21 protein-coding genes are annotated in these 25269 nt (G+C 45.5%); 19 read left to right on the forward strand and 2 right to left on the reverse strand.

Going from position 1 to position 25269, the window contains the following annotated elements:
- Positions 1 to 7: 7 nt before the first annotated feature.
- The 15 genes from L0659_RS03460 to L0659_RS03530 all read left to right on the forward strand — a co-directional run bounded on the left by L0659_RS03460 (position 8) and on the right by L0659_RS03530 (position 19418).
- Positions 8 to 721: a sugar phosphate nucleotidyltransferase gene (locus tag L0659_RS03460; protein WP_235124224.1), complete on the forward strand. Its 714-nt coding sequence runs from the start codon at positions 8 to 10 to the stop codon at positions 719 to 721.
- Between the two features lie 65 nt (positions 722 to 786).
- Complete coding sequence (locus L0659_RS03465) at positions 787 to 1656, forward strand: hypothetical protein (protein ID WP_235124225.1); 870 nt, start codon at positions 787 to 789, stop codon at positions 1654 to 1656.
- Positions 1656 to 2612 (forward strand): CDP-alcohol phosphatidyltransferase family protein, encoded by a 957-nt coding sequence (locus tag L0659_RS03470; protein ID WP_235124226.1) that lies wholly within the window; start codon positions 1656 to 1658, stop codon positions 2610 to 2612. The genes L0659_RS03465 and L0659_RS03470 overlap by 1 nt, the downstream gene beginning before the upstream one ends.
- Positions 2593 to 3666, forward strand: coding sequence for a lysylphosphatidylglycerol synthase transmembrane domain-containing protein (locus L0659_RS03475; protein WP_235124227.1), 1074 nt, complete (start codon positions 2593 to 2595; stop codon positions 3664 to 3666). Before L0659_RS03470 ends, L0659_RS03475 begins: the two co-directional genes overlap by 20 nt.
- Positions 3663 to 4373 carry an HAD family hydrolase gene (locus L0659_RS03480; protein ID WP_235124228.1) on the forward strand — a complete coding sequence of 237 codons (711 nt, stop codon included), beginning with the start codon at positions 3663 to 3665 and terminating at the stop codon, positions 4371 to 4373. The genes L0659_RS03475 and L0659_RS03480 overlap by 4 nt, the downstream gene beginning before the upstream one ends.
- Before the next feature lie 58 nt (positions 4374 to 4431).
- Positions 4432 to 5340, forward strand: a complete 909-nt coding sequence (locus L0659_RS03485; RefSeq protein WP_235124230.1) for a PfkB family carbohydrate kinase — start codon at positions 4432 to 4434, stop codon at positions 5338 to 5340.
- Positions 5341 to 5373: 33 nt separating this feature from the next.
- On the forward strand, positions 5374 to 5946 hold the full coding sequence (locus tag L0659_RS03490) for a DUF4833 domain-containing protein (protein ID WP_235124231.1): 573 nt from the start codon (positions 5374 to 5376) through the stop codon (positions 5944 to 5946).
- A 155-nt stretch (positions 5947 to 6101) separates the two neighbouring features.
- Positions 6102 to 6848, forward strand: coding sequence for a carboxy-S-adenosyl-L-methionine synthase CmoA (gene cmoA / locus L0659_RS03495; protein WP_235124232.1), 747 nt, complete (start codon positions 6102 to 6104; stop codon positions 6846 to 6848).
- A complete protein-coding gene (locus tag L0659_RS03500; protein ID WP_235124233.1) occupies positions 6845 to 7576 on the forward strand; it encodes an isoprenylcysteine carboxylmethyltransferase family protein in 732 nt (243 codons plus the stop codon). Before cmoA ends, L0659_RS03500 begins: the two co-directional genes overlap by 4 nt.
- 104 nt (positions 7577 to 7680) lie before the next feature.
- Positions 7681 to 8967, forward strand: a complete 1287-nt coding sequence (locus L0659_RS03505) for an NAD(P)/FAD-dependent oxidoreductase (RefSeq protein WP_235124234.1) — start codon at positions 7681 to 7683, stop codon at positions 8965 to 8967.
- Positions 8968 to 9050: 83 nt separating this feature from the next.
- Entirely contained in the window at positions 9051 to 11447 is a 2397-nt protein-coding gene (locus tag L0659_RS03510; RefSeq protein ID WP_235124235.1) for a GAF domain-containing protein, read from the forward strand.
- A 34-nt stretch (positions 11448 to 11481) separates the two neighbouring features.
- Positions 11482 to 12732: a Pycsar system effector family protein gene (locus L0659_RS03515; protein ID WP_235124236.1), complete on the forward strand. Its 1251-nt coding sequence runs from the start codon at positions 11482 to 11484 to the stop codon at positions 12730 to 12732.
- Positions 12733 to 12735: 3 nt separating this feature from the next.
- Positions 12736 to 14772, forward strand: coding sequence for a polyphosphate kinase 1 (gene ppk1, locus L0659_RS03520; protein ID WP_235124237.1), 2037 nt, complete (start codon positions 12736 to 12738; stop codon positions 14770 to 14772).
- A 6-nt stretch (positions 14773 to 14778) separates the two neighbouring features.
- On the forward strand, positions 14779 to 15633 hold the full coding sequence (locus tag L0659_RS03525) for an SdiA-regulated domain-containing protein (RefSeq protein ID WP_235124238.1): 855 nt from the start codon (positions 14779 to 14781) through the stop codon (positions 15631 to 15633).
- Positions 15630 to 19418 (forward strand): metallophosphoesterase, encoded by a 3789-nt coding sequence (locus L0659_RS03530; RefSeq protein ID WP_235124240.1) that lies wholly within the window; start codon positions 15630 to 15632, stop codon positions 19416 to 19418. Before L0659_RS03525 ends, L0659_RS03530 begins: the two co-directional genes overlap by 4 nt.
- 19 nt (positions 19419 to 19437) lie before the next feature.
- Here L0659_RS03530 and L0659_RS03535 read toward each other — a convergent pair whose 3' ends face one another.
- Entirely contained in the window at positions 19438 to 19959 is a 522-nt protein-coding gene (locus tag L0659_RS03535; RefSeq protein ID WP_235124241.1) for a DUF4142 domain-containing protein, read from the reverse strand.
- A gap of 255 nt (positions 19960 to 20214) precedes the next feature.
- Here L0659_RS03535 and L0659_RS03540 point away from each other — a divergent pair, with 255 nt between their 5' ends.
- The 4 genes from L0659_RS03540 (at position 20215) to L0659_RS03555 (ending at position 24316) form a co-directional block, all read left to right on the forward strand.
- Positions 20215 to 20637 carry a response regulator gene (locus L0659_RS03540; RefSeq protein ID WP_235124242.1) on the forward strand — a complete coding sequence of 141 codons (423 nt, stop codon included), beginning with the start codon at positions 20215 to 20217 and terminating at the stop codon, positions 20635 to 20637.
- A 181-nt stretch (positions 20638 to 20818) separates the two neighbouring features.
- Positions 20819 to 22468, forward strand: a complete 1650-nt coding sequence (locus tag L0659_RS03545) for a glycosyltransferase family 39 protein (RefSeq protein WP_235124243.1) — start codon at positions 20819 to 20821, stop codon at positions 22466 to 22468.
- Positions 22469 to 22552: 84 nt separating this feature from the next.
- Positions 22553 to 23140: a hypothetical protein gene (locus L0659_RS03550; protein WP_235124244.1), complete on the forward strand. Its 588-nt coding sequence runs from the start codon at positions 22553 to 22555 to the stop codon at positions 23138 to 23140.
- Between the two features lie 129 nt (positions 23141 to 23269).
- The gene (locus tag L0659_RS03555; RefSeq protein WP_235124245.1) at positions 23270 to 24316 is read left to right on the forward strand and encodes an aldo/keto reductase; all 1047 of its coding nucleotides are present in this window, start codon (positions 23270 to 23272) and stop codon (positions 24314 to 24316) included.
- 31 nt (positions 24317 to 24347) lie between these two features.
- Here the strand turns inward: L0659_RS03555 and L0659_RS03560 are convergent, their stop codons facing one another.
- Positions 24348 to 25070 carry a response regulator transcription factor gene (locus L0659_RS03560; protein ID WP_235124246.1) on the reverse strand — a complete coding sequence of 241 codons (723 nt, stop codon included), beginning with the start codon at positions 25068 to 25070 and terminating at the stop codon, positions 24348 to 24350.
- Positions 25071 to 25269: the final 199 nt, after the last annotated feature.

Here is a 25269-nt window from a genome sequence, read left to right on the forward strand (position 1 = left end):
ATTATATATGAATTACGCAATCATAGCGGCCGGAGAAGGATCACGTTTGGCACAAGAGGGCTTCAAGCTCCCCAAACCAATGGTGACGCTGAATGGGGAAATGCTGATAGACAGGCTGATAGGGATCTTTATGCGCAACAATGCCGAAAAGATCATGATCATTATCAATGAAGAATCCGCCGTTCTGGAAAGTCACTTGTCCGACCTGAGCCTGACATTGCCGATTCAAATCGTGAAAAAATCAACACCGAGTTCGCTGCACAGCGTTTATGAACTGCTGGGAAGCGACCCTGAACTGGAAGCGATTTGCCTGACGACAACCGACACTGTTTTCAAAGAAGAAGAATTCACAGCCTACATTCAAGAATTTGCAGAAAATGAGGAGCTGGGCGGGCTAATGGCCGTTACGAGCTTCATTGACGACGAAAGTCCTTTATATGTAACCGTTGACGCAGTGGAGAACATTACCGCATTCACGGATCAAAACACAACGCAAACGAACTTCGTCTCGGGCGGGATTTATTGCCTGAGAAAGGATGCGATTGGTCTGGTAAGTGAGGCGGTGAATGGCGGTGTGAGCCGGATGCGCAATTTTCAGCGCCAGTTACTGGGAAGCGGCATTCATTTGAAAGCATATCCATTTTCGAAGATCGTGGATGTGGACCACGTGCAGGACATTAAAACAGCCGAGCTTTTTTTGAGCCCCGAAACGGCTGTTTAGATTAAAATAAATTGAGTAACTGACACCAAATAAAGGCAGGAGCGTTTTAACCTGCCGCAGCGTAAATGAGTGAATTAAATATATTGGGCGTTCCCCGGAACCGTAAGTTCTCGCCTAACCACATTGGAAATGATGATGCGATTTTTTCTTTGACAGCAAAGGAATTAGAGAAAATGGGATGCAAAGTGCGGATCAGTTTTGAGGATGATTTTTTGAAAAACGAAGACATTGCTGAACAAAAGATCTTCACGATGGCCCGCCAGAAAGAAGTTGTTAAAAAGTTGCAGGCTTTGGAAGATAATGGTGCAGAGGTTATTAACTCAGCATTTGGCATCGAAAATTGCTTTCGGACAAACCTGACCAACGCATTAAACCTGAACAACATTCCGGTTGCTGAGAGTTACATCGTGCCGACGGATTATGCAGGTGACGAAGTTTTCGATGCGATTACAGGAAAAGGTTACTGGATCAAAAGAGGCGATTTTCATGCAATCCATAAGGAAGACGTTTCATTTGCTGCGTCACGCGAAGAAGCCAGGGATATTTTGCGCGAATATGCGTTGCGGGATATTCCGGACGCGGTGATCAGCAAACATTTGATCGGTGACCTGGTGAAGTTTTACGGCGTGCGCGGAACAGACTTTTTCTTTTGGTTTTATCCATATGATAACAACCATCATAAATATGTTGAATATCAAAACATTAATGGCAATTCTGCTTACTATCCATTCGATGCAGACAAGCTGAAAAGTGTGGCAACGGAAGCCGCCGGAGCAGTTGGAATAGATATTTACGGAGGCGATGCCATTATTGGCAAGGACGGCAGTTTTGGCATTATCGACTTAAATGACTGGCCCAGTTTCGCGCCATGCCGCGACCAGGCCGCAGGACACATTGCCCGGATGATTTACGAAAAATTTACAAAAAGCAATTAATGGATCCAGTTATAAAGCAAAACGCCGTTTCAGAGCCACAGCCTTCGGCATTCGAGAGCTCGCTCAAATCCAATGATACGGAAGAGCAGATCGACATTTGGTTTTACCGGCCCATCGGCTATCAGATCGCGTTATTTTGCGCCAAGATAGGGTTAAGGCCTAATCCGGTGACCATTATCAGCATTTTCTTCGGCGTTGCAGCCGGGATCCTGTTTTACTATCAGGAGCTGTGGATCAATGTGATCGGGATGTTGCTGCTTGTTTTTGCCAATTCGCTGGATAGCGCGGATGGTCAGCTGGCGCGGATGACAAATGACAAGAGCCGGTTGGGACGGATTCTGGATGGCGCTGCGGGTGATTTCTGGTTCATTGCCATTCACATTGCGATCTGCCTCAGGAGCATGAACGAGGGTTGGAGCGCCTGGATCTGGGTGCCGGGTGTGCTCGCAGGGGCGTCGCACGTGGTGCAATCTGCAATGGCGGATTATTACCGGAATGTGCATTTGTTTTTTATCAAAGGAACGTCGGGGAGCGAGCTGGATAACAGTCGTGATCTGCAAGCTGAATATGATAGCCTTACTTGGAGCAAGAACTTTGGAATGAAATTCATTGCCCGCACTTATTTGAATTACACCAAATTACAGGAAAGTTTCTCTCCAAATTTGCAAAAGTTGCTGGGTTTGGTTCGTGAAAAATATAAAACAGGCTTACCGACAGATCTGGTTACCGATTTCCGGGCGCATAACAGGCCGTTGATGAAGTATACCAACATTGTCCAGTTCAATACAAGGGTGCTATTCTTGTTTCTTTGGCTGTTTTTGGACCAATCGTGGATTTATTTCTTCTTCGATATGTTTGTTCTGAACCCCATCCTGATCTACATGATCGTGAACCAGGAAAAGGTGAGCCGTTATTTTTATCAAAAGATCAAAACGAATGAATTCCAAGGCGTATAAAGCCCTTTTCATGGCCATAGGCATTCTGTCGCTTGGATATATGATCTATGGCACGGGGCCGCTTGTGATTTGGGAAAATATAAACAGGACAGGCATCTGGTTCATCCCGGTGATCGGGAGCTGGCTGGTGATTTACGTCCTGAATGCGCTTGCTTTTCGATCGATTATTAAGGAGCCGAATTTACCGGAAAGCAATCTTTCGTTTCGGTCTGTTTTGAAGCTGACCATCTCGGGATACGCGATCAATTACATTACGCCATTTGTAGCATTAGGAGGAGAACCTTACCGGATTTTGGAGCTGAAACCTGCATTAGGAATTCAGAAAGCCACTTCTTCGGTGTTGCTTTACAGCTTGATGCACATGTTTTCGCACGTGATTTTCTGGCTGGTTTCCATCGTTCTGATCGTGGCTGTTGTGCCATTGAATAATGTAATGCTGGTTGGTTGCGGGATTTTATTGGTGACGGGATTAGTGTTGGGTTATTGGTTTATCAATGTTTACAAAAAAGGCTTTACAGTAAGCACATTCAAGCTTTTGGAAAAAATTCCTTTTGTAAAAACCAAAGCCAGGGAATTTGCTTTAAAAAATGCGGAAACATTATACGAAGTCGACGAGCAGATCCGCATTTTATATGCCGAAAGGAGAAACGTTTTTTATCTGTCATTGTTCTATGAATTCACGGCAAGGGTCATTGGCTGCGCAGAAATTTACTTTACCGCGCTGGCGATTGGATTAGGAATGTCTTTGTCGGAATCGCTGATCATCAGCTCGGGATCATCGCTCTTTGCCAACCTGATTTTCTTTTTCCCGATGCAACTTGGAACAAGGGAAGGCGGACTTGCATTAGCATTAAGCAGCGTTGGATTTGCGGCATCACAAGGAATTTTCATCGGCATCGTCATGCGGATCCGGGAAATTGTCTGGATCATCATTGGTCTAGCATTAATTACAAAAAAGAGTAAAAACAATAAAGTGAATAAAAGCGGGGAGGTTCCGGAAGAAGATCTGAAACCTGTTCCGGTAGGAGTAACTGGCGAAAGCCGACGATTATGATTAAAGGAATTTTATTTGACTACGGCGGTACGATCGATACCAACGGCCTGCATTGGGCTAATGTTTTGTGGGAGAGTTACCAGCGTAACCAGGTAAATGTGGATCGGGACGCATTTGCAGAGGCATACAAATACGGCGAGAGAGCACTGGCGATCAAACCGATCATTGAACCGCATCACGTTTTTTATGATGTTTTGTTTCTGAAAGTGGAGCAGCAATTCAGCTTTTTGAAAGAAAAAGGATTTGAACTAAATGATGCAGCGATTGAGACAATTGCCAGCGAATGTAACCAGTTTGCGCACACTACTGTTGAAAAAGCCGCGCCGGTTTTGGCCGAACTCGCGCAAAAATACCCGCTTGTGATGGTTTCTAATTTTTATGGAAACATTCATGCTGTTTTGCAGGATTTTGGAATCAGCGATTATTTCCAGGCTGTTGTTGAATCTGCCGTTGTTGGCGTACGGAAGCCCAACCCGCAAATTTACCAGCTCGGAATTGACCAGTTGGCGCTGGCTCCTGAGGAATGTGTCGTGATCGGGGATTCTTACTCCAAGGACATTCAGCCGGCCAAGTCATTAGGCTGTAAAACGATCTGGCTGAATGTGAAAGGATGGGATGAAGCCGACACGGATTTTAGAGTTTCGGATGCGGATGTTGAGATTACCGATTTTGCCCAAATAGCGGATACAATTACAATTTTGGGTTAGTTGTCAACTTTTATCGGGCACGGACACAAGCCTTGATAAAATTAAATTGAAAAAAAAGATGTACGACATTTGTACCATAGGGCACATTACTTTGGATAAAGTGGTAACTGCCCAGTCTGTCAAATATATGCCTGGCGGCACGTCGTTCTACTTTTCGAAGGCATTGCGCCAATTCGATATGGACTACATGCTGGTAACGGCGCTGGCAGAATCAGAAAACCATATTGTATCTGCATTGAGGGACGAAAACATTCAGGTTTTCTCCCAACCGAGTGAATACACGGTGTATTTTGAAAATATCTACAGTGCCAATCAGGACCACCGCGAGCAGAATGTGCTGCACAAAGCCGCACCATTCACCACGGCGCAAATGCCTGACATTGAGTCGAGGATATTTCATTTGGGTCCTTTGCTTTCCGATGATATTACTGTGGATCTGTTGAAATCGCTGGCTGCAAAAGGCACGGTTTCGTTAGACATTCAGGGTTATTTAAGATATGTAAAAGACCAGAAGGTTTTGTATAAAGACTGGGCCGATAAAAAAGAAGCACTTCCGCATGTTTCGATCCTCAAAGCCAATGAGTTCGAAATGGAAGTCGTGACAGGCACCAGCGACGTGCGCAAGGGCGCTGAATATTTGGCGGACCTTGGTGTAAAAGAAGTGATCATCACACTGGGCAGTAAAGGTTCACTGATCTATAAAGACAATGATTTTTTCAGGATTCCGGCTTATAAGCCAACGGCGATCGTGGATGCGACCGGCTGCGGGGACACTTACATGGCGGGTTATCTGAGCAAAAAAATACAGGGAGCTGACATTCAGGAAGCGGGTGAGTTCGGGGCTGCCATGGCTACCTTGAAAATCCAGTCATCCGGGCCGTTTTCGGGTAATGCCGCAATGGTCGATGAAGTGCTTCAATATGGAGAATGTGACCGTGAAATGATTGCCCAGGCAATTTATCAATAGACTCAACAATAGTAATAGTACTCAACAATAGTCATGAAAAACGCAGTTAGTATATTGCTGGCTTTAAGCCTGCTGCTGTGTTCGTATTCAGTAAGTCATTCTGCAAATAAAAATTCAAAAGCCTCCGTTGCGGAGCCCGACGAATTTCCCGTACCAAAGAATATCCCCGGATTACTTTTCTACATTCAGCGTGATCCCAATGCGAATACCATTATTTACCACCTTAACATGGACGAACAGGGCCGGCTAAGTCAGAAAAGCCCTGTTGATGCCTTCTGGATGAAGTATGCTGATGGCGGCGAGAAAAAGGATCTGAATTACCTGCAAAGAAAATTTGCATACGGGATCAACTCCAAGTCGATCGGAAACGCTACTTACGAGCTGCGGTCTGTGGCTTACTCGAAGTTGCCGCTTTATCTGAGGAAAGACAGAAACAACGAGTATCATGTTTATGCAAATATCAATAAAAAAGAATGTATCCTGAGCCGCGTTTTTATCCGGATCGACGGAGGGACATTCTGGTCTCCCAACGTACTGTATATCGAACTGAAAGGAACTGAGACGGCAACAGGGAAGACGGTTGTGCAGCGGATTAAACCCGTATGAGTTGCAAAAATGTTTGGGGAATGCTGTTAGTAGCTTGATTTTATGTTTTATTTGTCAAAATTGAGCACAGATTCTGTGGTAATGCCTTGAATTGGCTGATGGCAGGATTTTTGATCACTTTAATAAAACACAGAATCCGGATAACCTAACCTAGTATGACAGAAACACCGCAACCCGAACAGGACAATGTTTTCAAAGATGAAATTACCAAAGTGTCGGATTTTAAATTCGGGACAACAGTTGTAAAAGTTTTTGATGACATGGTCAGCAGATCAGTCCCGTTTTACAACGAAATGCAGCGCATGCTGGGAGAAATTGCGGCGGATCACGTCAAAGAAGGAAGTTTCGTGTACGATCTGGGATGCTCTACGGGCACCACGATGATAGAAGTGGACAAGCTGATCCCATCCGATATCCGGTTCATCGGGATCGACGAGTCGACCGAAATGCTTGAAAAATGTGATTTAAAGTTAAAGGAAGCCAACTTCGTGCGTCCATACGACCTCGTAACAGGTGATTTGCACGAGAAGCTGCCCATTCAGAATGCTTCCGTTGTGATCCTTTGCCTCACTTTGCAGTTTGTTAGACCGCTTTACAGGGAAAGATTGTTACGCAACATTTACGAAGGGCTCAACCCCGGAGGTGTGTTGTTATTAGTGGAAAAAGTGCTTGCTGAAAGCACGGTTTTCAATCGTGATTTTATCAAATATTATTACAATTATAAGCGCCGTAACCATTACAGCGAGATGGAAATTTCGCAGAAAAGGGAGGCCCTGGAAAACGTTCTCATACCATATAAGCTGTCTGAAAACCTGCTTTTATTGAAAGAAACGGGCTTTGGAGATTGCGAGACTTTCTTCAAATGGTATAATTTTTCAGGTCTAATCGCTTATAAAAAATGATGGTCACAATTGGTAATTTCTTTTTCAGGTTCAGGAACATTTTATTCATTTTTCTTTATCTGCTGTTATTTCTGCCCTCGCCCTTATTGTTCAAACCGGAGCACTTTGGAGAGAAATATTATCTGTTTCCAATCATTCTGGGCCTGTTAGTGACTTTTTCAGGTGAAATTATCCGCGGGATAACTATTGGCCTTGCTTACATTATCCGCGGCGGCCGCGACAGGAGAGTTTATGCCGAAAAGCTGGTAACCGAAGGAATTTTTAAGCATTGCCGGAATCCGCTTTATGTTGGAAATATCCTAATGTTGCTGGGCGTAGGGATTTTGTCGAATTCTTTGGTATATGTGGGCATTGTTATGCCGTCATTTTTGTTCATATATCAGGCGATCGTGCTTGCGGAGGAGAACTTCTTACGCAACAAGTTCGGGGCTGATTTTGACAATTATTGCAGGAAAGTGAACCGGTGGATCATCAATTTTAGCGGCATGTCGGAGACGTTCAATGATATGCGTTTTAATTATAAGCGATGGATTTTAAAGGAATATAACACATTGTACGTCTGGTTAATGGGGATCACGGCCATTATTTTGTTCAGATATCCCGAGCTGACACCGGACAGCGACACGCGTATAAAGCTTTTCATAGGCATAGGTGTTTTTCTCGGCCTGGTTTATGGTTATATCAAATATTTAAAAAAATCGGGAAAAATGACCGACAGCCTGGCCTAGCGTGCCTCTTTTGATAATCTTACTTGGGGTAAGCTTGCAGACTGTTTGCCGATCAGCACGGCACAAAAACTAAAATCAATACCCCCTAATAAACAGTAAGAATTATGAAAATTGTAATCGTAGGAGGAGGGTTTGCCGGTGTGAACCTGGCACTTGATCTGGCCAAGAGCAATAAGTTTGAAGTAACACTCGTCGATAAAAACAACTATAATTTCTTCCCGCCGCTGATTTATCAGGTCGCTACGGCGTTTTTGGAACCATCCAGCATCAGTTATCCATTCCGCAAGCTTTTCAGGGGAAAAGGAAATCTCTCATTTCGGCTGGGCGAACTGCAAAGTGTCGTAACCACGGAGAATAAGATCATCCTTTCAAACGGGGAGCTTGAATATGACTATCTCGTCTTCGCCACCGGCGCCGAAACGAATTTCTTCGGCATGGAGAATGTCAAGCGTAATGCTACACCCATGAAGACTGTGGAGGATGCCATTGGTATGCGGAACAGGCTTTTGCAGCAGATGGAGCAAGCCACCATTTCAGATGATCCCGAAGAAGTAAGAAAGCTTTTAACCGTGGTAATCGCCGGAGGCGGACCTACGGGTGTGGAAATCTCCGGCATGTTCGCTGAAATGCGCAACGGGATTTTGAGAAAAGAATATCCCGATCTGGCCGGAAAAGGAAGTGAAATTTACCTGGTCGATGGCGGCGATGCATTGCTTTCCCCCATGAGCGAAGCTTCACAAAAAGATACTTACGAGGCTTTAAGAAAGCTCGGTGTGAAAATAAAACTGAACACCCACGTCTCCGATTTTGTTGACGATAAGGTGTGTTTCAGCGAAGGAGAATGCATTGAGGCTAAAACATTGATCTGGGCAGCAGGAGTGACAGGTAAAGTTTTTGAGGGTATCCCGCCCGAATCATACGGTCGCGGACGCAGAATGCTAGTGGATGCTTACAATAAGCTGATCGGCTCTTACAACATTTACGCGATTGGCGATGCAAGCTTACAGCAAACAGATGCAAAATTCCCGAACGGACATCCCCAGGTTGCGCAGGTTGCCATTCAACAGGGCAAAACACTGGCAGAGAATTTCAGGAGAATGGTCGAAAATCAGCCGTTAAAGCCATTTGCATACCACGACAAAGGCTCAATGGCCATTATCGGTCGTGCCAAGGCTGTTGTGGATATGCCGTCGCCGAAGCTGCATTTCAAAGGGGTGATCGCCTGGCTTGCCTGGCTGTTTATTCACCTTGTTTCGCTGATCAACCACAGGAACCGGATCAAGACGCTTTATAACTGGATGGTGGCTTATTTTACTAAGGATCAATCGCTTCGGATGATCATTAAACCATCTGCCACAGAGAAGGTTAAGGAGCCTGTTTTAAAAGAGTAATTAAGATTTAACATTGGAGTTTAACAAAAAACGCGGACTTTTGGCAACCGTCAGTAAGTGAGCGCTTTTTAAAAAAAAATATAATGGAACCGACGATTATTGATGTAATCCAAGATGCACCATACGGTCTCCAGAAAATCGATTCTTCCATCTCTTTCAGGAATTTTATAAATTTTCTGGAAGAGAAAGCAGGACAGGAACAAACAGTCAAAAAAACATTCTTCTCCATGGTGCTGGACCGGCTGCGGTCGAATCCGGCTTTCTCGGCAGATATTGATATCAACAACATTGCAGATTTCAGAGAAGAATTAAGTTTGGTTTACGGCATGCTGATGCCACCCGTTACGAACGAAGATGAAGTTTTTTGGGCGTTGAGCACGCCTGTAAGTCCGGTCGTATTTTACGGCACGTCAGGCTTTTATAAGCTGATGACGGACAATTCCGGCTGTGTCCGGTGCGAGATTGCGGATAAAACCGTGATCAATGTGAAGCAGAAAATGAAAAAGCTGTATTCGTTTATTCTCGAAAGGCTTTACCATTTTCCGCCAATGCACGAAAATGACCTGATCATTGCGCTGAACGACGACAAGACCGGTTTGAAACGATATTACCGGGCAAATCTGGACACCCGGTTTGCAGACGTATATGCCAAGGGAAGTCTTCCGGAACTCGATGTGGAAGAAATCCGGAAGGAGTTGCAGGAATCCAACGATATTGATGTATTGAGCCGGTTGCTTCCGTTGACAATGTTCCGGTTTGAAGGCTTTTCCGTGATCACTTTCACGGATGTGACCGCAGAGCATGCAGTCGATAATATCAAAAGCGCAATCCTCGACCGGGCTTCCTACGACGCCAACACCTATTTCAGGAATGTGACGGATGCGCTGAAAATGCTCGCTTGTAATTCAGACATTGATTTTGGATTACTGCCCGTGCTCCGCGTAAACAATAAGCTCGTCTTCGACCGCAGCACTGTGCTTTATAGTAAGCTCATGACCGCGGCACTTCAGGATAATAAGGCTGAGGATATGTATCTGTCCATGGCCAACCAGTATTTCCAGGCTCCTAAGGTGGTGTTTATGAGAAATCTGGCGCTGGAAGATGAAAGCAAAATGGATTTTATCCGGACACTGAAAGCCGACGGTGTTGAATCTTATGCATTGCTGCCCGTATACTACGATAGCAAAGCCATTGGAGTGCTTGAAGTGTATTCCAAATCGCAAAAAGCCATTGATGAGCGTGTGCTCGCGCGGCTGGATGCGGCCCTGCCCTTCATCGGTCAGATGATGAAATACTACATTGACGAATTCAATGTGGAGATCGACAATGTGATACGGGAAAAGTTTACATCCTTACAGCCCGCGGTGCAATGGCGTTTCCGGGAAACGGCGTGGCATTATCTGCGTGACAAATCGCTGAAAATGCCATCCCCGACCATAGAAACGATACAATTCCGGAATGTCTACCCCTTGTACGGGGCCATTGATATCAGGAATTCCACATTGGAAAGAAATGCTGCGCTGAGGGATGATTTGCACTTACAATTTGATTTATTGATAGAAACCTTTACGATTTTAAAGCAGAAACTGGGATTCGGGCTGGCCGATGAGATGATCTATAAATGCAAAAAATGGATCGAAGAAATCGACAACGATTCTACGGACAGTGACGAAATGCGCGTCCGGGATTTCCTTGAATATGAGGCACATCCGTTTCTCATACATTTTAAAGATGCGCGGGTTTTTCAATCGGCGTCAGGCGTAACGGATGACGAAAATGAGGAGCTGGTAGATGTTATCGACAAGTATTTTGAGATAACAGATGAACACACCGGAGCTGCTTACTCCAACAGGCGCGCGCTGGAAGCCTCCATGCAAAAGGTCAATTCATCCGTAAATCTTTATCTGGATCTTTTCAGAAAGGAAATTCAGCAGTCTTACCCCTGCTATTTTGAAAAATTCAGGACGGATGGAATCGAATACGACATTTATATAGGCCAGTCGATCGAGCCGGAAAAGAAATTTAGTGAACTGTATCTCAAAAACATACGGCTCTGGCAACTGACTTCCATGGCCGCCATTTCAAAGATCACCAATTCGCTTATTCCGCAGATGGAAAAGCCGCTGCAAACCACGCAGCTGATTTTCATCCATTCCAGCAGCATTGACATCAGTTTCCGCGACGACGAACGGCGTTTTGATGTGGAAGGCGCGTATAACATTCGTTATCAGGTCATTAAAAAGCGTATTGATAAAGTACATATTAAAGGAAGTGGCGAACGCCTCACGCAGCCCGGGAAAATAGCGCTGGTTTATTTTAATAGTAAATCCGCAGAAGAATATGTTGGCTATGTCCGGTATTTACAGGAAAAAAAGACTTTAAATAATGACCTTGAATTCCTCGATCTGGAAGAATTGCAGGGCGTTACCGGGTTGAAAGCGCTCAGGGTAGGGGTTAACCTGGATTCCGAGTGGCTCTAATGCAATGTTGAATGCGCTAAATAATTGAACTTCTATGAATTACAACCATCGGCTCGATAAGGTAAGGCATTATGTCCATCATTTTTTTGGTACAAAAGAACTGGCGCAGCTCAGTTACCATAACCTGGTGCATACCGAAGCCGTTGTGTCCAATGCAGTCAAGATTGCCAACCATTATCGTCTGGAAGACAAAGAAACATTCATTGTCGTTACCGCAGCCTGGTTCCATGACACGGGTTACAGCACGGGTGAAGCGGCTGGTCATGAACAGCGCGGAGCTGCACTCGCGGCCGGTTTCCTGCGGTCAGAAGAAATAGAGGAGAGCGTGATTGCAGAAGTAGAAGGGTGCATCCTGGCGACCATATGGCCGCAAAACCCGACAAATTTCTTGCAGCAAGTGGTTTGTGATGCCGATCTGTTTCATTTTGGAACGCCCGAATTCTCGGATTGGAACAAGCTGGTCCGTAAAGAAGCGGAGCAGCGTTCCGGTAAAAAAATGGATAAGGCGCAATGGCGCAAAAGCACCATTGCATTGCTGGAATCGCATACTTTTCAAACCGACTTTTGCCGTGACCAGCTGGATAAGCAGAAGCGAAAGAACATTGAAAAGCTGAAAGAAAAAGAGCTCGAAACTTCGGGCATTCCGGAAAAGACGCTTAGTGTAGCTGAAACGCCTGCTATTGAACCCGCAGCGCAACCTTTTACACTGGCAACGGCGCCTGAAATCATGGACATCAAAAAAATAAAGAATGACCGTCCGGACAAAGGCATTGAAACCATGTTCCGGATCAGCTCCAATAACCACCAGCGACTGAGTGATATGGCTGATAATAAGGCACATATCATGATCACAACCACATCCATTATTATTTCGGTCCTGCTAAGCGTTCTCATCCGAAAGCTGGAAGACAATACGTATCTCATCATTCCTACCATGCTTCTACTGACTATCTGCATGATCACAATGGTGTTTTCAATCCTTTCCACCCGCCCGACGATCCCGCATGGCACATTCACGCAGGAGGATATTGATACGAAAAATGTAAACCTGCTTTTCTTCGGGAATTTTTACCGGATGTCATTTAGCGACTATTCCAATGGCATGCAGCGCATGATGAACGACCGTGAGTTTTTATACGGAAGCCTTACCAAAGATGTTTATTCCCAGGGCGTTGTGTTGGGAAGAAAGTACAGGTTGCTGCGCATTGCTTACAATGTGTTTATGTTCGGTATAGTCGTGTCCGTCATAGCTTTTGTGTTTGCATCCGCACTTTTTGAACATTGATGAATGATGGAAAAGTACCGCTATTTCAACCGTGATATCAGCTGGCTTTCCTTTAACGGACGTGTTTTGCAGGAGGCGGCCAATGAAGCGGTGCCGTTGATGGAACGCATTCGTTTTCTCTCGATTTTTTCCTCTAATCTTGATGAGTTTTACCGGGTCCGGATGCCTTACCTGCAAAAAAAGGAGATCCAGGACCGAAACGAAGATGCTTACAGCAAGGCGGGAACGATCATTAACCAGCAGCAGGATGAGTTCGGACGGATATTGAGTGAGTCTGTCATTCCTTCCCTAAACAAGCTGGGCGTACATTTTTGTTATAAGAATGGGATTCCCGACGACATTGCAAATATAGCCAATGACTATTTCTTCGCGCAGGTTGCAGGATTTTTACAACCCGTTATTCTGAAAAAAAGCACCTCATTTTTCCCGGAAAACAATCAGCTGTATCTGGTAGTAATCTTACAATATTCGCCTGACAAAGAACAGGTTGCGCTTGTGAACATTCCAGCGGGAAACCTGAGCCGCTTCTTGAAAATTACGAAGGGGAAGCAGGATTACATTATTTTCCTCGAAGACATTATCAAACGCAACCTGAAAAGCCTTTTCCCGGAAGCCATCCGCATTGAGTCATTCAACATTAAAGTAACGCGCGATGCGGAGCTTGATATGATGGATGAAGACGGAGATGACATTGCCGAAAAATTTGAAAAACAGCTGATCAAGCGTGATCTGGGTTTTGCTACGAGGTTGTTGTTCGAGCCGGGCTTGCCTTTGCGGCATTTGCAGAACATTATCTTTTTTTTTGAATTAAAAAGCGCTTCTGTGGTGCAGGGCGGGCGTTATCATAACCTCAAAGATCTGGCGTCGCTGCCCGTAAGCCCGCCTGCCGAAACCTACCCGAAATGGCCAGCCATAGAGGGAATAGAAGGTGTAGACGAAAATAATTCTCTGTTCGACTCACTCATCGAACGGGATTTAATGGTCCACGCGCCATATCAGAGTTACGATACGATCCTTCGGTTTTTCAATGAAGCAGCGATTAATCCGAAGGTTGAAGAGATTTATACGACCATGTATCGTGTGGCCCATGACTCGAAAATTGCATTTTCACTGATCAGCGCGGCGAAGAATGGCAAGAAAGTAACTGTGCTGGTGGAGTTGAAAGCACGTTTTGATGAAGCCAACAACATTCGCTGGGCGAAGAAAATGAAATCGGCCGGAGTGAAAATCGTGCATAGCGTCAATGCGCTGAAAGTGCATGCTAAGCTTGCTCTGGTGAAGAGAAAACACGAAACCTGTCCCTATCTAGGGCTGCTGGCAACAGGAAACCTCAATGAAGGAACGGCCTGTTTTTACACTGACCATATTTTGCTTACTGCTTACCAGCCTATGCTCGGTGAAGCAGAAACACTTTTTAGGTTTTTAAGTAAAAAGAAAAAACCTGACAGCTCCGACATTATCGCATTCCAGCATTTACTCGTAGCCCAATTCAACCTGCAGACTAAATTCGTGCAGCTGATAGACCGCGAGATCGCACACGCAAAAAACGGCCGCCAGGCAGGCATTACCATTAAACTGAACAACCTCGAAGAAGAAATCTTGGTTAACAAACTGTATGAAGCGTCGAATGCAGGCATTAACATCCGGCTGATCGTGCGCAGTGTTTGCCGGATCGTGCCGGGGGTGAAAGGGCAGAGTGAAAATATTACAGTGAAGCGGATCGTAGACCGTTACCTGGAACACGGGCGGGTTTTTATTTTCCATAACAATGGTCAGCCTGAGCTTTTTATGGGCTCTGCCGACTGGATGAACCGGAACATTTACCGCCGTATTGAAGTTTGTTTCCCTATTTACAGCGAAAAGCTCAAAGCAAAAATGATGGAGATCATTGAGCTGCAATGGCAGGATACGGAACAAGCGGTCCTGATCGATAGTGAATTAAACAACATTTCCCTCAAAACGGACAACAAAGGGATCCGTTCGCAGGAGGAAATTTACAGGCTTTTATCAGAAGACCTGGCCGAACTAAAAACGCATTAAAAAAATATGGCAACATTCTTACAACAGCTCGGTATGCTGGCTTTGCTGACTTTGGGCGGGTGCGACTCGACGAAGAAGGAGCAGATCGTATATAAAGATTATGACCTGGGCAAGCCCGAAAAATTCAACATGCCGGAAAGCCTTTTTGAGATCTCGGGTATCACCTTAAACCAGGGTAATCCGGACACAGTTTATGCGGTCCAGGATGAAGACGGCCGACTTTATCGTCTGGGCTGGGACGAGGCGAAACAGTTGAATGTCAAATTTGCTAAAAAAGGTGATTATGAAGATGTGACCATTATAAAGAACACTGTATATGTCCTGAAAAGCAATGGTGTCATTTATAGTTTTCCTTTGAGCGAAGCAGTCTTTGAAGAAGTAGAGCAGATTAGGGAAACGAAGAAAATACTGCCAAAAGGAGAGTACGAAGGCATGTTTGGTGAAGAGGCTTCGGGCAAGATTTACATTCTCTGCAAGAATTGTGAACAGGATAATTCCAAGAGCAGCGTTACGGGCTATATTTTTGAGCCGGATAAAGATTCCGCCCGGATTTCAGGTGAGTTTTCTATCCATGTTGATGAGATTAAAGCGATTACAGGAAAAGTGGAGCGCGGCTTCCGGCCATCCGGCCTCGCCAAAAATCCGTTGACCAACGACTGGTACATTCTCTCGGCAGTGAACAAACTCATGGTTGTGACGGACAGTCAATGGAAAGTGAAAGAGGCTTATACGCTGAACGGAAACGTGTTTATCCAGCCAGAAGGCATTATTTTCGACAAGCAGGGAAACCTTTACATTTCCAATGAAGGGGACGACCTTTTTTCGGGCAACATTTTAAAGTTTAAAAAAATCAGCCGATGAAGCGCGTGTTGCGGGTTTTTGCTTTTTTCATTTTGCTGGTTGGTGTTTCTTCCTGCGCCAGCTATAAAACCCAGTTTTCAAAAGAAGCGGTTAACTGGGAACGGGACGCACCGGCGCCCGATCTCGTTCTGAAACACACCATGTACCTGATAGGTGATGCCGGAAACGATTCGCCGGACAGCCGCGCGCCGGTTTTGGAATATCTCAAAACAAAACTGGAGTCCGAGTCGAAGAACAGTTCTGCATTGTTTTTAGGAGATAACATTTACGAATCCGGCATGCCGCCTTCGGAGGATTCAGCGGATCGGAAAGTGGCCGAGTTTAGGATCATTTCCCAGCTCGAAACATTGGATAAATTCAAAGGAACACCCATTTTCCTGCCAGGAAATCACGATTGGCGCGGCTGGGGCGTAAAGGGTTTGAAGCGTCAGGAAAAATTTGTTGATAAATATATCAATGAACAACGCGGTATAACCGACAAGGAAAATTTCGAAAATTATTTTCTGCCACTAGACGGCTGTTCAGGCCCGGAAGTGATCGAACTGAATGATAATGTGGTGGTCATCGTCGTGGATTCACAATGGTGGCTCACGGATTGGGATAAGGATTCCAAGGTCAATGATGGCTGCGAGATCAAAAACCGGGAACAATTCCGGTTTGTTTTTGAGAATGTCGTCCGGAAATATCGCAATAAGAATGTGGTTTTTGCCATGCATCATCCGCCTTACACATACGGGCCGCACGGAGGACGATTCACGATTAAGCAGCACATTTTCCCGCTTACCGAGCTGAATCCCGAACTCTGGATCCCGTTGCCCGTTTTGGGCAGCATTAGCGCATTGTTCCGGGCAACCATTGGGTCCAAACAGGATGTTGCCAACAAGCATTACAAAGACCTGCGCACAGCCGTAATGGCCGGGGCCAAAAAGAACGGCAAATTTATTTTCGCCAGCGGTCATGAGCATGCTTTGCAGTTTATTGAGAATGATAATCAGGAATTTATCGTCAGTGGAAGCGGCAGTAAAAACAGTCCGGTAAGTCTGGGTAAGGGTTCGCAGTTTGCTTCATCCAGGCTGGGATATTCAACCATTAACTTTTACGAAGGCGGGGAAGCCTGGACTAATTTCTGGGAAGTAAGCGCAGATGGAAAAGAGGCAAAACTGGTTTTTCGTAAAAAAATAAAGGATAAACAAACCATTGAATTACCCGATTCAACAATCGCATTTACAGAATATAACCAGCATAATGATTCGACAAGCCGTTATGTGACCAGCAATGAGGTAAAGCCCGTTGGTGGCTTTCATAAATTCCTGCTCGGGCAGCACAACCGGGACCTGTACGTTCGAAAATATACATTCCCAAATCTTGACCTCAACAAATTTAAGGGAGGCTTGACGCCCGTGAAGCAAGGCGGCGGCAACCAGACCAATTCCCTGCGCCTGCGGGACAGCGACGGAAAAGAATATGCATTAAGAGGCCTGACCAAAGATGTGAGCCGGTTTTTGCCATTTCCTTTTAATCAAATGATCGCTGCGAAATATTTGGTCGAGGATAACTTCTTGTCTACCAACCCGTTCGCGCCGCTTTGTATGCCCATATTGGCGGATGCGGTGCATGTTTATCACACCAACCCAAAACTGTATTATGTGCCGGCGCAACCCAGGCTGGCTACTTATAATGCGCTTTTTGGCGGCACGATGAACTTGCTTGAAGAGCGTCCGGACGGCAAAAAATGGAAGCAGGCTGCGTTTTTTGGAAATCCTGATAAAATTGTGAGCACCCCTGAACTGGTTGAAAGCATGCTGGAAAACGGTAAGTACAAAGTGGACGAAGCCTGGGCAGTCCGGACGCGGCTTTTTGACTTCATTATCGGCGACTGGGACCGGCATGATGACCAGTGGGCGTGGTCGTCGGTGAAGCAGCAAGACGGGACCACATTATATCGCCCCATCCCGCGGGACCGCGATCAGGCGTTTTCCATGTATGACGGGTTGCTGACGGGTGTGGCGCGACTAACATTGCCATTCCTCAGGCAGCTGCAAAGTTTCAGCCCTGAGATCCAGAGTATGAAATGGACTACATGGAGCGCCCGGCTTTTTGACAGAACATTCCTTACCCGGCTTAACTGGGATCAATGGGAAGAGCAGGCAAGATTTATCCAGACCAACCTGACCGACGAAGTCATTAACTCTGCATTTGCCAGCTGGCCGGAAGAAGCCCGGAAAATATCCTCACCAGCCCTGATCCGAAACATGAAAAGTCGCCGCGATAACCTGCTCGAAATCGCCAGGACACATTATGAATTTGTGAATGAAAATGTAAATGTGATCGGCACGGAAGAAAATGAACGCGTGGTGGTGGAAAGGCTGGATGACAAACGCACAAAGGTGTCTGTGTACGAAACCGGAAAGGAAAGGCATATCAAACATTTAAATTACGAGCGCATTTTTGACGCCACTATTACGAAGACCATCAATGTATATGGCAATGGCGACGATGACGAGTTTATCATAAAAGGAGATGCGGTAGAAGGCATTCAGGTGAGATTAATCGGCGGATTGGGGACGGATGTATTTAATGATAGTACTGAAACTGGCAGTGGAAAAAAGAAAACACTGATCTACGACGATCTGCGAAATAACACGGTCGTTTCCGGGCCTGATACGAAGGACAAACGGACAAGTCTTTACCGCTACAATGTGTATGACAGGCGCAGCGCGGACAGCAATTACGACATTGCCATCCCGGCGCCCATTTTGGGCGTTAACCCTGACGATGGGTTTCTGCTCGGCGCAAGCGCTACGTGGATGCGTTATGGATTTAAAAAAGAACCTTATGCCTCATTGCATGCATTTGGTGCGAGTTATGCCTTTGCTACGAAAGGTTTTAAGGTCAATTACACCGGCGATTTTATCAACGCTTTCAAGAAGCTGGACTTTTATCTGGACACTTATTATCACGGTCCCACCTATGCATTCAACTACGCCGGATTGGGAAATGACACGGAACGGCCTGTTGACGATCCCGATTTTTACCGGGTAAGACAAAGCTTTTTACACATTTATCCAGCATTAAAAAAACGCTTTGGCGGAACAGCTGGGTTCGTCACAATTGGGCCAACCTTCGAGTTGTCGGACATTCAGCCTACGGGCGGCAGGTTCATTACGAGTGCAGAAAATGAGTTGTCTGATGATGTTTTCGAAACAAAAATGTTCGCCGGGGGTAAGTTGCAATTTGACTTCAACAGTGTGGACAACATTTTCGCACCACACACCGGAATCCGTTTTAATGCTGGCTTTAACTGGACTACAAATCTTGACAATAAAAACAACTTCGGTTCATTCCGGACGAAATTTGCCTACTATACCAGCCTAGATGCAAAGGAGAACATTATCCTGGCCACACAGGTCGGAGCGGGGCTGATCTTTGGTGACAGTTACGAATTTTTTCAAATGCCAACATTAGGCGGAAAGCAGGGCTTACGGGGTTACCGCACAGAGCGTTTTTACGGACACAGCAGCATTTGGCATGATACAGACCTTCGAATCCGCCTTGGCAGCAGCTATAACCCAACATTGCCGCTTACATACGGTGTGTTTGGAAGCTTTGATTATGGCCGCGTCTGGCTGGATGATGAGGAGTCAAAATCCTTACATTATAACTACGGTGGCGGCGTCTGGTTTGCGCCGGTTGACGTTCTCACCTTGGCCGTAGGCGCATTTATTCCAAAAGAAAAGAAAGAAGAAAAGCCACGGATCGCATTCCAGATCGGATTCTGGTTCTAGTTTTTTCCCAGGAAGTATTTTACTGGATCGAATCTCTCATAGATCTGGCTTTTTCCAGATGCGCTCGTAACCGGGGAAGGTTGTCGGCCGCAAAGGCTTTTAAGTCAATGTTCCGGGCAGACGTCGCCTGGATTTCATACAAGTTAACCGCTTCTTCATGTGAAATGGCCACCATTTTAATATAGGTCGTATCAAATGCTATTCCTGAAAGTGCAGACAATGAATCCAGTTTCTGCTGTTTTGCATTCGACAAAGTTGTCGGCAGATCTACATTGGCGTCTTTAGCAATTTTCATCAGCGCCTGTTTGATATCTGTATGTTCATCGAGCATTTGCTGGCCAAAAGCTTTGAGTGCGGTGGTTGTGCCATTTGAGGATGCAACCTGCCCGGCATTGATTTCGAACAAACCTCCGTCAGAAGCGGAAAGCATAAATTGTTTATCAAGTTCAGCGGTAACATCCGTCCCGGCCGTGTCGTCGTCACAGGCAACGTTTGCGAATAGGAGTGCTGCTGCAATGAAATATATTTTTGTGCGCTTCATAAAATTAAATATTAGCAATAATGCTGCTGGTGACTGAGAAAGAGGCGAGTAATAATTGTGCCACGCGAGTTTGCGCTATGCCGGCAATACACGGGATCATTTTTTTACATATTGTTAATGATAGAGAAATTGGGGAATATGGGAATTTGGGGAAGCAGGAATATGCATCCGCTGGCTGTCTCCGAGTGGCATTCCTCAACCGATCTGAACACATAATGATAGAAATAGTGAGTAAGGCAGATAAAGAAAGCAAAGATGATTAGCGACCTGAAAATCCTTTTGGTAGACGATGACAAAATCATGTTGTTCCTCCACGAGATGTTCCTGAAAAAATCAGGTATTTTACATGATACTGTCTTATGCTACAATGGATCCGATGCATTGCAATATCTGGACAGTTATACGTCACAACAAACCAATTTTCTTGTTTTGCTGGACATTAACATGCCCGTCATGAATGGCTGGGAGTTTCTTGAAGCCATAAGCGACCGGTCCTATCTTAGTCGCGTGCATGTTGTGATGGTCAGCTCAGCGACAGAAGAAGCTGAAATGAACAAAGCATTGAATTATAGCCAGGTTATTGATTACCAGCAAAAACCGCTTAGCATTGAAAGTTGTAATAAGATAGTCCATAGTGAAATGCTGAGGGGTTTTTTCGAAGATTTTACTGCTAACTAAATTGATTTTTGCTTCGTTGGGCATGCTGCTTATCTGCGCTTGACATTGTCTTTTCATGACATTCCGCGATTCAATCCATTTGTTTCTTATTTAAAATGCCGGTTACTTATAATGCAGCCGTTTCGTATGTTTGCAACATTCTCACGAAGCGTTAGGTATTTTGGCATGAAAAGAAACTATTATGCATGATGTTGAGCGTGCTTTGCAGCGTTATTTTCCCTGGTTACTGATCGTTGGCATTGCATTGAATGTTCCCGGCTTATGGCTGGAAATTATAGAACCGGACGGAGCGCTGTACGCTACTATTGCCAAGCACATTGTCCAGCACCGTGACTGGATCAATTTATGGGGCGATGGCCACGACTGGCTCGATAAGCCTCATTTCCCGTTCTGGATGGCTGCAATCAGTTACAAGATCTTTGGTATAACCAGTTTTGCCTATAAATTTCCCGCATTCCTTTTCTGGCTTTTAGGTCTTTATTACACGTTCCTGACGGCCAGGGATCTCTTCAACATCACTGTCGCAAGGATTTCGGTGTTGGTTTCCGCTGTTGCATTGCACAGCACATTGGCCAATTTTGACGTCCGAGCAGAGCCTTATCTTACGACGTGCATCATTGCGGCCGTGTGGCATATGTTATGTGTTTACCAAAAAAAGAGCGGAATCCACATTGTTGCCGCTGCGCTTTTCGCCGCATGCGCGATCATGACAAAAGGCATTTTTGTGCTCCTCACCATCGGAGGCGGCTGGGTGCTTTTCTGGGTTTTTACGTCCCAGTGGAAGCAATTCATCAATTACCGCTGGTGGGTTATGCTCATTCTTTGTTTCCTTTTTATAACCCCCGAATTGTACAGCCTATACGCGCAGTTTGACCTGCATCCGGAAAAGGTTATGTTTGGAAAAACCGGTGTTTCGGGATTGAAATTCTTTTTCTGGGATAGCCAGTTCGGACGGTTTTTCAACACCGGGCCGATCAAGGGAAGTGGAAATGCTACTTTTTTCATGCATACAACACTATGGGCTTTTCTTCCATGGTCGGTGGGTTTGGTAAGTGCCATTGTTTATCTCATTCGTTTTGACACCAACCGGATGCCTTCGCGCTGGATTATTTACGGCAGCACATTATTGACATTCATCCTTTTTTCGCTGTCGAGGTTCCAGCTTCCGCATTACATTGTGATCCTGTTTCCCTATTTTTCTATCATTACCGGGTATTTTTTGTATCAAAAAGCGCGACACGTCAAGCTTTCTATTCTGGCAAAGATCCAGCAAGTCCTGGTGTTCGTTGTGGCGATAGCGGTCATTGGCCTGCTATATCTGACCGGACTGAAAAATGAATGGCTCGCTACCGGCTTGACCTGTTTCATCGTGGCAGTCGTGAACATTATCAAGTTCCGGGACCCATTGCAGCGCGTTTTGTACAATGGTTATGCCATGGCAGCCATTATTTACATCTTCCTGTTCCTGTTTTTCTATCCGTTCTTGCTACAATATCAATCGGGCAGGAGTGCGGCAAAAACGATTTGGGAAAAGGATCCCGAACATCCTATTGCAGCTTACAAATCATTTTCCTATTCCCTTGAATTTTATGCGCCTGGCGATGTCAAGCTCGTGCATACGAGCCAGGATCTGGATGCATTCATGGCCAAAAAGCCATGCTACATCTATACTTCACCTGAGCTCGCAGACAGCTTGATTCAGGCAGGCTTAAAGGTAGATGTCCTTGCTACACCGGAATACTTCCGCATCACAAAGTTGAAGGGAAAATTTCTGAACAAAGACACCAGGAGCAGCGCAGTTGAAAAGCGAAGCTTATTATATGTCAGGTAATGACAGGTTTTGCCTGCAATCGGGAACGTTGCTGGAACAGTTATTGAGTGGTTGAGGGAAATTAACTCATCAACAACCAATAAAATGAAAAAGCTAAGAATAAGCATAGGAATCTTGATGCTGACATTGTGCGGCACTTCCTATGCGCAAACGACCAACCAAACTACAAAGTCATCCAGCTCAACGAATAAGGATTCGACACAATCGCAAGGAAATAGCGCAGGTGGAACTTCTGCCTGGCCACAGAGCACTGGAACAGCGGGAGCAGCACGCCCTGCTATGGATACCACCGGCAAAAATGGTAAGATGCAGGGAGCCGGAACGAGCGAAAGCACCGGCCAATCGCAAGGAACAACCAGCACAACCGGAACAACGGGATCGCAAAGCACAACGGGTTCACAATCACAGGGAAGCAGCGCGGGCGGAACATCGGCTTGGCCACAAAGCACGGGAACAACCGCTGCAGTGACGCCCGATTCTACCAATCAGAATGCGACACAGGGAACGTCACAGTCTACTGCAACGCAACCATCTGAAACCAATTCAAATGCCGGAACAAGCACTTTGAACGCAAATTCGGGTGATGATCAGATGAATGATAAATCAAGCAAAAAAGACAAGAAGCGTAAAAAAAGAGACCGTGAAGATGCTGGGACGAACGTTCCTAACTAATCTGGGTTGGCTGAAAATAATGCTCGATAGAGAGCTCATATAGAGATTAATAAAGCGAAAAAGATGGCATTCGGAAGAATGCCATCTTTTTTTGTCGAATTTGCAACTGAAAATTCTAATCTTACCAATATGGAATATAGACAATTGGGCGCATCGGGGTTGAAAGTACCCGTATTGAGCTTTGGAACAGGCACTTTCGGAGGCGGCGGTGATTTTTTCAAAGCCTGGGGAAATACCCAGACTGACGAAGCAGCGCGTCTTGTCAACCTTTGTATGGATGCTGGGATTACACTCTTTGATACAGCAAATGTTTATTCTCAGGGTCTTTCGGAAGAAATTCTGGGGAAGGCGATCATCGGTTTGCGGGATAAGATCATCCTTTCAACAAAGGCAACTTTCAAAATGGGATCCGGGCCAAATGACTTCGGCTCATCCCGGTTTCACCTTGTCAGGTCTTGTGAAGACAGCCTCCGCAGGCTTAAAACAGACTATATTGATATTTACCACATGCACGGTTTTGATGGCAATACACCCGTCGAAGAAACACTTAGCGCTCTGAACGACCTGATCACTGCCGGGAAAGTGCGATACATTGCTTGTTCGAATTTTTCGGGCTGGCATTTAATGAAATCTCTTTCTGTTTCTGAAAGATTCGGCTGGTCCAAATACATTGCGCATCAGGCGCATTACTCGCTGCTCAGTCGTGAGTTTGAGTGGGAATTGATGCCGCTGGGCGTGGACCAGAAAATTGGAACAATCGTTTGGAGCCCGTTGTCTGCCGGAAGGCTCGGCGGAAAATACAGAAGAAACCAGCCAATTCCATCTGATGGGCGCATCGCGCAGGGCGGGGGAGAAGGCCCCGAAATCCCGGAAGAATTCTTTTTTAATCTGATTGATGTACTGGACGAAATGGCTGCGGAAACTGGCAAGACGGTTGCCCAGGTTGCGCTAAACTGGCTCTTGCAGCGTCCTACGGTAAGCAATGTGGTTATTGGGGCAAGAAATGAAGAGCAGCTTAAACAAAATCTGGGAGCAGTCGGGTGGAATCTAAACCTTGAACAGGTTAAGAAACTTGATGCCGCGAGTGACAAATCACCCACATATCCTTACTGGCATCAGCGCAAAAACACAGCATTGAATCCGCTTCCTGACTTTTACGGAATATTCAACCATTAAAATATTAGCGATCATTGAAACAGCCGGTAAACTAAACATTTACCGGCTGTTTCACTTCAGGGATGTAAAGCCCATGCTGCATGGCGTACACGATCAGATCCGTCGTTCTCTTCACTTTCAATTTGTCCATAACGCACCTGTGGTAGTATTGGACCGTGTGCGCGCTAAGTTTTAAATCGTAAGCGATTTCCTTGATCGTCCTGCCGCTGCAAACCTTTTGCAAAACCTCTTTCTCACGTGGTGACAGGTGCAGCACAACCTGTTCGTCGGTAAAAACGCTGTTAATCAGGTTGTCCCGAATGCCTTTTCCAATGTATTGCTTGCCTGCTATCACACTGGCAATGGCTTCTTTCAGCTCATCCAGTGACGTTGATTTTGGCAGAAACCCATTCGCGCCTCTTCTGATCGCATGCTTTATTGTTTGCACGTCTGTAACAGAGGAAAGGATAATGATTTTAAGATCTTTTGACACGGAGTTTCTCGTCAGGTTCAGGAGCTCCAAGCCGGTCATGCCATTGATGGCCCAATCCATGATCAGAATATTGGGCAGGAATGTTGCATGATCGGCCAAAAACTCCTTTCCATCCGTGTAAGACATCACCGCATTAACTTCCGGCATCTCACAAAAAATATTGCGCAATGAGTCGGTGAGCAGTACAAGCTCATCGACCAAAGCAATATTTATAGAATTAGTTTGATATCGGCTCATAATATAGTTTGAGCCGTCAATGGTTTGCTCGAATCTAATTTTCATGGCATAACAGACTGACGTAAGTAACTAGCAATTGTTTACGACACAGATTGGCAATGTTGATTATCTAGGACGCTCTAAAACATTAAGTTAGCTTAATAACCTCAATTTTTCAACCTCCTGATCCGCAATTTAGTAAAACCAATCTAAGAAAGATGTGGATAGAATTAGCTCGATACCCGCTAAAATTTGGGGGGTTCAG

The sequence above is a fragment of the Dyadobacter sp. CY347 genome (genome assembly GCF_021502655.1).
GTDB lineage: Bacteria > Bacteroidota > Bacteroidia > Cytophagales > Spirosomataceae > Dyadobacter.

What these genes read in the sequence shown, in the direction of transcription:
- L0659_RS03460 (WP_235124224.1), top strand. Translation starts at nt 8, where the DNA reads ATGAATTACGCAATCATAGCGGCCGGAGAAGGATCACGTTTGGCACAA.
- L0659_RS03465 (WP_235124225.1), top strand. Translation starts at nt 787, where the DNA reads ATGAGTGAATTAAATATATTGGGCGTTCCCCGGAACCGTAAGTTCTCG.
- L0659_RS03470 (WP_235124226.1), top strand. Translation starts at nt 1,656, where the DNA reads ATGGATCCAGTTATAAAGCAAAACGCCGTTTCAGAGCCACAGCCTTCG.
- L0659_RS03475 (WP_235124227.1), top strand. Translation starts at nt 2,593, where the DNA reads ATGAATTCCAAGGCGTATAAAGCCCTTTTCATGGCCATAGGCATTCTG.
- L0659_RS03480 (WP_235124228.1), top strand. Translation starts at nt 3,663, where the DNA reads ATGATTAAAGGAATTTTATTTGACTACGGCGGTACGATCGATACCAAC.
- L0659_RS03485 (WP_235124230.1), top strand. Translation starts at nt 4,432, where the DNA reads ATGTACGACATTTGTACCATAGGGCACATTACTTTGGATAAAGTGGTA.
- L0659_RS03490 (WP_235124231.1), top strand. Translation starts at nt 5,374, where the DNA reads ATGAAAAACGCAGTTAGTATATTGCTGGCTTTAAGCCTGCTGCTGTGT.
- cmoA (WP_235124232.1), top strand. Translation starts at nt 6,102, where the DNA reads ATGACAGAAACACCGCAACCCGAACAGGACAATGTTTTCAAAGATGAA.
- L0659_RS03500 (WP_235124233.1), top strand. Translation starts at nt 6,845, where the DNA reads ATGATGGTCACAATTGGTAATTTCTTTTTCAGGTTCAGGAACATTTTA.
- L0659_RS03505 (WP_235124234.1), top strand. Translation starts at nt 7,681, where the DNA reads ATGAAAATTGTAATCGTAGGAGGAGGGTTTGCCGGTGTGAACCTGGCA.
- L0659_RS03510 (WP_235124235.1), top strand. Translation starts at nt 9,051, where the DNA reads ATGGAACCGACGATTATTGATGTAATCCAAGATGCACCATACGGTCTC.
- L0659_RS03515 (WP_235124236.1), top strand. Translation starts at nt 11,482, where the DNA reads ATGAATTACAACCATCGGCTCGATAAGGTAAGGCATTATGTCCATCAT.
- ppk1 (WP_235124237.1), top strand. Translation starts at nt 12,736, where the DNA reads ATGATGGAAAAGTACCGCTATTTCAACCGTGATATCAGCTGGCTTTCC.
- L0659_RS03525 (WP_235124238.1), top strand. Translation starts at nt 14,779, where the DNA reads ATGGCAACATTCTTACAACAGCTCGGTATGCTGGCTTTGCTGACTTTG.
- L0659_RS03530 (WP_235124240.1), top strand. Translation starts at nt 15,630, where the DNA reads ATGAAGCGCGTGTTGCGGGTTTTTGCTTTTTTCATTTTGCTGGTTGGT.
- L0659_RS03535 (WP_235124241.1), bottom strand. Translation starts at nt 19,959, where the DNA reads ATGAAGCGCACAAAAATATATTTCATTGCAGCAGCACTCCTATTCGCA.
- L0659_RS03540 (WP_235124242.1), top strand. Translation starts at nt 20,215, where the DNA reads ATGATTAGCGACCTGAAAATCCTTTTGGTAGACGATGACAAAATCATG.
- L0659_RS03545 (WP_235124243.1), top strand. Translation starts at nt 20,819, where the DNA reads ATGCATGATGTTGAGCGTGCTTTGCAGCGTTATTTTCCCTGGTTACTG.
- L0659_RS03550 (WP_235124244.1), top strand. Translation starts at nt 22,553, where the DNA reads ATGAAAAAGCTAAGAATAAGCATAGGAATCTTGATGCTGACATTGTGC.
- L0659_RS03555 (WP_235124245.1), top strand. Translation starts at nt 23,270, where the DNA reads ATGGAATATAGACAATTGGGCGCATCGGGGTTGAAAGTACCCGTATTG.
- L0659_RS03560 (WP_235124246.1), bottom strand. Translation starts at nt 25,070, where the DNA reads ATGAAAATTAGATTCGAGCAAACCATTGACGGCTCAAACTATATTATG.